The following is a 6,879-nucleotide window of genomic DNA, read 5'->3' as shown; positions in this document are numbered from 1 at the left end:
TCTCGCGGATTGTCACCGACCTCGAGCGCAGCGGCGACAAGGCGGCCAAGATCGCCAACAAGTCGCGCAAGCTGCATCGGGTCAGCGGGCAGCGCATCCCGCGACTGTCCGATCTTCATCATTGCGGGGGGCTGGTCACTGCAATGCTCCAGGGCGCACTTGACTCGCTGGCCCGCATGGATGTCGACGCGGCTCGCCAGGTGATCCAGGCGGACAAGGAGATCGATGCCGCTTTCAACTCGATCCTGCGGCAACTGGTCACTTACATGATGGAAGACCCGCGCACGATCGGTGAGGCGCTCGACATCATCTGGATCGCCAAGGCCATCGAACGGGTTGGCGATCACGCGACCAATATTGCCGAAAACGTCATCTACACCGTCAGCGGCATCGATGTTCGGCACTCCGGCAGCGCCGCCAGGAAAGCGGAGAAGGCATGAACCCATCGGTTTCCAGCCTGCCACTGGTGCTCGTCGTCGAGGACGACCGGGGCATTCAGGAACTTCTGCGCTTCACACTCGTCTGCGGCGGCTACCAGCCAGTTTGCGCCGACACCGCCGAAGCCGCCGAAACGCTGCTGCGTGAAACGCTGCCCGACATCGCGCTGATCGACTGGATGCTGCCCGGCAAGTCCGGGCTGGCGCTGGTCGGCAAGCTTCGCAACGAACGGCGAACGCGGATCATGCCGATCATCCTGTTGACCGCGCGTGGCGAGGAAGCGGATCGTGTTGCCGGGCTCGAAGGCGGCGCTGACGACTACATCGTCAAGCCCTTCAGCACCAAGGAACTGCTGGCGCGCGTGCAGGCGGTACTGCGCCGCTGCGCTCCCGAGTTTGTCAAGGGCACGCTGAGTGCTGGCCCGATCGAGCTGGACACCGTCAGCCACGAGGCGCGCGTGCTCGGCCGGCGGATCACCCTGACCCCGACCGAATTCCGGCTGCTGCGTTTCCTGATGGCCAATGCCGGACGCGTCTACACGCGCCAGCAACTGCTCGACCATGTCTGGGGTGATCACGTCTATATCGAGGACCGCACCGTCGACATCCACATCCGGCGCTTGCGCGTCGCCCTCGGACCAGCTGCCGAGCAGATGGTCGAGACCGTGCGAGGGACCGGTTACAAACTCGGCGCCGCGCCGGCATCGCCACTGCCGGCCGCATGAGTGCTGCCGTACCGGGGTTCGCGAAGATCCTGCTGAGCGGTGTGCTGCCGATCGTTGCCCCGGCGCTGCTGCTCGGGTTGATCCATGGTGCAGCCTGGGGCTGGGCGGTCGCAGCGCTCGGCTGGTTGCTGATCGTCCTGATGCAGATCCGGCGGCTGACGGTCCTGGCGGCGTGGCTCGATGCCCCGGATCATGCCCGCGTGCCTGACGCCGGTGGCGCCTGGGGCGAAGTCTACGCCAGGCTGTCGCGCAGGGTGTATCACGATGCCCGCCGGGTCGAAGAGGTCGAGGCCGAACTGCAGTCGTTCCGGGAGGCCATGGATGCCGTTCCCGACGGTCTCGTCATCCTCGACGCCAGCCACCAGATCCAGTGGAGCAATCGCGCCGCCGGCGAACACCTGAACATCCAGTTGCCACGCGATGGCGGGGCGATCATCGAACAACGGGTGCGCACTCCGGGCTTTGCCGATTACCTCGGCAGCCCCGACGGGCAGGCTCCCTTCATCCTCCGCTCGCAGGCCGCGCGCAGCCGCGTCTATGCCATCCGGGCCATCCCTCTGGGGAAGCACAAGCAGTTGCTGGTCAGTCTCGATGTGACCGATGCCCACCGCGTCGAGGCGATGCGCAGCACCTTCGTGGCCAATGTGTCGCACGAGCTGCGGACGCCCCTGACCGTGGTCAGCGGTTTTCTGGAACACTTCACCGACGGTGATGCGATGAGTGCCGAGCAGCGGCTGTACTTTGCGCGCATCATGAGCGACCAGACGAAACGCATGCTGAGCCTGGTCGACGATCTGCTGACCTTGTCGAGGCTCGAAGCGGAAGACGCACCGGCGAGCGAGGAGGAAGTCGATATGGACCCGCTGCTGGCGCAGTTGCTGTCCGAAGCGCAGAGCCTCAGCGAAGGCCGGCATGGCCTCCAGGTCCTTTGTCATGGCCCGGCCCTGCGGGGAAACCGCAAGGAATTGCACAGCGCTTTCAGCAATCTGGTTTCCAACGCCATTCGCTACACGCCGGCCGGCGGCGAGATTCGCATCGAATGGGGAACTCGCGAGCGAGGGGGAACCCGCGAGCGAGGGGGAACCCGCGATCGGCTCGGCGTCTTTTCCGTGCATGACTCCGGCGTCGGCATTGCCGCCGAGCATCTGCCCCGCCTGACCGAACGCTTCTACCGCGTCGACCGGGGTCGCTCGCGCGATACCGGCGGCACCGGTCTCGGTCTGGCCATCGTCAAGCACATTCTGCTACGCCATCAGGCCGCCCTGCTGATCGAGTCGCGGGTCGGCGAGGGCAGCACTTTCCGCGCCGAGTTTCCGGCCTGGCGTTTGCCGCCGTTGGCCTGACGGTGATGACTTTTCCAGCGTGATCCACGATGGCCTGCGCGAGCCCTTCGTCGGCATTGGCAAGCCCGAACCCCTGAAAGAAACCCTGTCCGGCTTCTGGCCACTCCCCTGCGCCTGACGAAGGCAATCCTCAACACCCGCCCGACCAGCGAGTCCTGCACGAGAAGCGTGCTCATGCCGGTGATCCGTCACCATGCGTCATCCGGCAATGCGGGGAGCGGATAGGCTGTCCTCCGACAGGGGGCTGCAAAGACGCCTGCCGATGGCGCCAAAGTGTCGGAAAATTTTACACTTTTTGCCTTGCCTTGCCTTGCCTTGCCTTGCCTTGCCTTGCCTTGCCAATCAAAGGCTTGCGCTATGTAGCATGCTTTTTGCTTCTGCTCTACGGCAACCCATTGTTAACCTCATTCAGGGAGAAAATCATGTTGGGAACGAAGAAGCTGGCCGCGATTCTCGCGGGGATTGGCCTGCTGGCCAGCGGTACGGCGCAGGCGACGCTGTATGACCGCGGCGGCGGCCTGATTTACGACGATGTGCTGAAGATTACCTGGCTCAAGGACGCCAACTACGCGAAGACCAGTGGCTACGACGCCGACGGCCGCATGCAGTGGGGCGCAGCCATCGCCTGGGCGGACGGCCTGGTCTACCACGACAGCGTTCGCAACGTTGATTACTCCGACTGGCGTCTGCCGACGGTGGGCCCGGTGGGCGCCGCTTTTAATTACGACTTTAGCAACAACGGGACGACCGATGTCGGCTTCGGCAATACCAGCCCGAATTCCGAGATGGCCTACATGTACTACGTCAACCTCGGCAATCTGGGGTACTGCACACCGGATAACGGGAACCCGACGTCGTGCGTCGAGCAGGCCGGCGGGGGCCTCGTCCACACTGCTCCCTTCGACAATCTGCAGTCCTACGTTTACTGGTCCGGTACGACGTACGCGCCCGTTCCGGACCTCCACGCCTGGGCCTTATTCTTCTACACCCCCACCAATGGCCACCAGGGCTACCTCTACAAGAACACTGAGTACTTTGCCTGGGCGGTTCGCCCCGGCGATGTCGCCGCCGCTGGGGCGGTGCCGGAGCCGATGTCGCTTGCCCTCGTCGGGGCGGGACTGGCCGGCTTGGCGCTGGGGCGGCGGCGTCGGCCCTTGGGCGCTTCGTAGGCTTCGACCCTTTCGGGGGTGCAGGGGGCGGTAGCCCCCTGCGGCGTTGATCCAATGTCGAATTCACTCCGCACGCAGCGCATCGACAGCGTTCAGGCGCGCTGCGCGTCGGGCCGGCAATACGCCGGCGAGCAGGCCAATGGCGATCGCGATGTTTTCGGCGAGGACGATGAAACTGAGTGGCGTATGCACCGGCAGGGTCGGTAACAGCAGGTGCAGCAATTGCGCGACGCCAACGCCGAGGAGCAGTCCGAACAGCCCGCCGAGCGCCGAGAGCATGACTGCCTCGCCCAGAAACAGGCCGAGGATGGTGCGGCGTGGTGCCCCGAGAGCGACCAGCAGGCCGATTTCTCCGGTGCGTTCGGAGACTGCGATGGTCATGATGGTGACGATGCCCACGCCACCGACGAGCAGCGAAATGCTGCCCAGTGCGCCAACCGCCATGGTCAGGACATCGAGGATGTTCGACAGTGTCCGCAGCATGTCTTCCTGGGTGGTCATGGTGAAATCCTCGCGTCCGTGACGCGCCTTGAGCGTTGCCTTGACCAGTGCGCTGACGCCAGCGGCCGGCACCCCTTCCTCGTATGACAGGTCGATTTTCATCAGCCCATCGCGGTTGTAGAGTTCGAGCGCGCGGGCCGTCGGGATGTAGGCGGCGTCGTCGAGATCGATGCCGAGAAATTGCCCCTTGGCTTCGAGGATGCCGATGACGCGAAAGCTCAGGCCGCCAACGCGGACCCGCGTACCGAGGGGATTGCCGGTGCCAAACAATTCCTCCTTGAGCTTTGCGCCGAGAACGATGAAGGCGCGCGCGTGATCGGCATCCTCGGCCGGCAGGAACTGGCCGCTGCTGACCCGGATGCTGAACACCTTGAGCATTTCGGCGCTGACCCCGTTGACGGTGGTGCGGCGCAGGCGGCCGTTGGCATTGACCTCGGTGTTGCCCCATACGGTTGCGGTCATGCCCGTGATATGCGGCAGACGTCCGAGGGCGCGGGCATCCTCCAGCGTCAGCGGTCGTACCGAGGTCGGGATGCCGGTCGGCGCCGGGCCGGAGGTCTTGACCCTGCCCGGCGCAACGCTGATCACATTGGTGCCGAACTGTGTGAATTCGGCCAGGACAAAACGATGGACCCCTTCGCCGATCGAGGTCAGCAGGATCACGGCGGCAATCCCGACAGCGATCCCGAGGAGGGTCAGAAAGCTGCGCAGGCGGTGTGCAGCCATGGCGCGCAAGGCGAGTTGCAGTCCGTCAGCAGGGCGAATCATGGAATCATGCTTGCCGCAGCTCAGCGTTTCGACAGCGACTGCACGGGATCGAGTCGCGCTGCTCGCCGTGCCGGCAACACACCAAACAGGATGCCGGTGCCAAGTGCGGTGCCGAGTCCGGCCAGTACCGCCCAGTCTGGCGGAAAGGCGGGAAATTCGGGATAGAGCTGACGGATGGTCGCCGCCATGGCCAGCCCAAGCACGCAGCCGAGCAGGGCGCCGGTCACCGACAACATTGCCGCCTCGGTCAGAAAGACATTGCGGATCGTTGCGCCAGTGGCGCCGAGTGCCTTGAGCAGGCCGATTTCGGGGGTGCGCTGGGTGACCGAGACGAGCATCACGTTCATCACCAGGATGCCGGCAACGGCCAGGCTGATCGCCGCAATGCCGGCAACGGCGAGGGTCATGGTTCCGAGCAGGCGGTCGAAGGTGGCGAGGACGGCGTCCTGGGTGATGATCGTGACGTCCTGTTCGCCCTCGTGACGGAGTTGGATGATTTCAGCCAACTGTGCCTTGGCCAGGTCGATGCTGTCCCGGCTGCTGGCTTCGACGAGGATGCGGAACAACGTGTTGCTGTTGAACAGGGCTTGCGCCAGCGACACTGGTACGATCACCAACTCGTCGGTATTCATGCCCAGCCCCTGGCCGGTCGACGCGAGAACGCCGACGATGCGGAAACGCCGGTCGCCGATGCGTACCCTCTGGCCGAGCGCCTCCTCGCGCGCGAACATTTCATCGCGTATCTTGGCCCCGATGACGGCTTCGGATACGCCCCGCCGCCAGTCGCCCTGTGGCAGGAAACGTCCTTGTGCGAGCGTCAGGCGGCGCACCTCGATGAATTCGGCGGTAGTTCCGGCAACCATGACTTCGCGCAGCTTGCCGCCGACGCTGATCTCGGAAGTGCCGATCGCCAGCGGTGCGACGCGGTGCACGGCGCTGGCGCGCTGCAGCGCCTGGGCATCGTCGATGGTCAGGTCGCGTGGCGTGCTGGTGATGGCGTTACCGGGGTTGAAGCCACCGGTTTGCGAGCGGCCGGGCAGTACGATCACCAGATTGCTGCCAATCGACGAGAATTGGTTCAACACGTAGCGGCGTGCGCCATCGCCGAGCGCCGTCAACACCACCACGGCGGCGACACCGATGGCCATTGCCAGGACCAGGAGAAAGGTGCGCAGCGGGTTGCCGGTGGCTGCATCGCGGGCGAAACGGATCAGGTCGGGAGCACGCATGCGTCGGTCGACCCCTGCGGGCTGCGCCATCGATCCTGTTCCAGGACGCCATCCGCCATCAACAATTGGCGCCGCGCGCGTGCGCCGAGGCCGCCATCGTGGGTGACGACGATCAGCGTGACGCCCTGGTCGTTGAGTCCTTCGAGCAGATGCATCACTTCTTCGCCGGTGCTGCGATCGAGGTTGCCGGTCGGTTCGTCGGCGAGGATCAGCGCCGGCTGCATGATCGTCGCACGGGCAATCGCGACGCGCTGGCGCTGTCCACCCGAGAGCTGATCCGGACGATGGTTGGCGCGGTTCTCCAGGCCGTAGTCTCGCAGCGCGCGGGCGACGCGCTCGGCACGCCGAAGGGGCGCGATGCCCGCCAGGGTCATCGGCAGCGCGATGTTTTCAGCGGCGGTGAGGCGCGGTACCAGATGAAAACTCTGAAAGACGAAGCCGATACGCTCGCTGCGCACGCGCGCCTGTTCTTTGGCGGAGAGTGTGGTAACGTCGCAGCCCGCAAAATGATAAGTCCCGGCATTCGGGCGGTCGAGCAGACCGAGCAGGTTGAGCAGCGTCGATTTGCCCGAGCCGGAGGGACCCATCACGGCCACGTATTCGCCAGCCGCAACGCGGACGTCGAGATGGCGCAAGGCGTGCACTTCACTGTCGCCGAGGTGAAAAACCCGCTCGATTCCGGAGAGTTCGATCAGCGCTGCGCTCAT

Annotated in this window: 7 protein-coding genes and 1 pseudogene; 5 read left to right on the top strand and 3 right to left on the bottom strand. The window is 64.9% G+C overall.

Annotation, left to right across the window (positions count from 1 at the left end; all coding sequences use genetic code 11):
• From phoU to V5B39_RS14930, 5 genes and pseudogenes are all read left to right on the top strand, one after another.
• Positions 1-440, top strand: a 440-nt coding sequence (gene phoU, locus V5B39_RS14950) for a phosphate signaling complex protein PhoU (protein WP_332343666.1), incomplete at its 5' end; no start/stop codon positions are given.
• On the top strand, positions 437-1,162 hold the full coding sequence (gene phoB, locus V5B39_RS14945; protein WP_332343665.1) for a phosphate regulon transcriptional regulator PhoB: 726 nt from the start codon (positions 437-439) through the stop codon (positions 1,160-1,162). The genes phoU and phoB, both read left to right, overlap by 4 nt.
• Positions 1,159-2,505: a phosphate regulon sensor histidine kinase PhoR gene (phoR, locus tag V5B39_RS14940; protein WP_332343664.1), complete on the top strand. Its 1,347-nt coding sequence runs from the start codon at positions 1,159-1,161 to the stop codon at positions 2,503-2,505. The genes phoB and phoR overlap by 4 nt, the downstream gene beginning before the upstream one ends.
• A gap of 19 nt (positions 2,506-2,524) precedes the next feature.
• Positions 2,525-2,605, top strand: a pseudogene (locus V5B39_RS14935) (type II toxin-antitoxin system YoeB family toxin); the annotation flags it as partial.
• A gap of 322 nt (positions 2,606-2,927) precedes the next feature.
• A complete protein-coding gene (locus V5B39_RS14930) occupies positions 2,928-3,674 on the top strand; it encodes an Lcl domain-containing protein (RefSeq protein ID WP_332343663.1) in 747 nt (248 codons plus the stop codon).
• 63 nt (positions 3,675-3,737) lie between these two features.
• On the opposite strand, the gene V5B39_RS14925 is transcribed toward V5B39_RS14930, so the two are convergent.
• Genes V5B39_RS14925 through V5B39_RS14915 form a run of 3 tightly spaced genes read right to left on the bottom strand, consistent with a single transcriptional unit; the run spans position 3,738 to position 6,879 of the window.
• The gene (locus V5B39_RS14925; RefSeq protein WP_332343662.1) at positions 3,738-4,943 is read right to left on the bottom strand and encodes an ABC transporter permease; all 1,206 of its coding nucleotides are present in this window, start codon (positions 4,941-4,943) and stop codon (positions 3,738-3,740) included.
• 20 nt (positions 4,944-4,963) lie between these two features.
• Complete coding sequence (locus V5B39_RS14920) at positions 4,964-6,172, bottom strand: ABC transporter permease (RefSeq protein ID WP_332343669.1); 1,209 nt, start codon at positions 6,170-6,172, stop codon at positions 4,964-4,966.
• Positions 6,154-6,879, bottom strand: coding sequence for an ABC transporter ATP-binding protein (locus V5B39_RS14915; RefSeq protein ID WP_332343661.1), 726 nt, complete (start codon positions 6,877-6,879; stop codon positions 6,154-6,156). Before V5B39_RS14915 ends, V5B39_RS14920 begins: the two co-directional genes overlap by 19 nt.

Source organism: Accumulibacter sp., assembly GCF_036625275.1.
In the GTDB taxonomy this organism is placed as follows: domain Bacteria; phylum Pseudomonadota; class Gammaproteobacteria; order Burkholderiales; family Rhodocyclaceae; genus Accumulibacter.
Note: the sequence above shows the minus strand (reverse complement) of the source record. Positions and strands in the feature narration are given on the sequence as shown.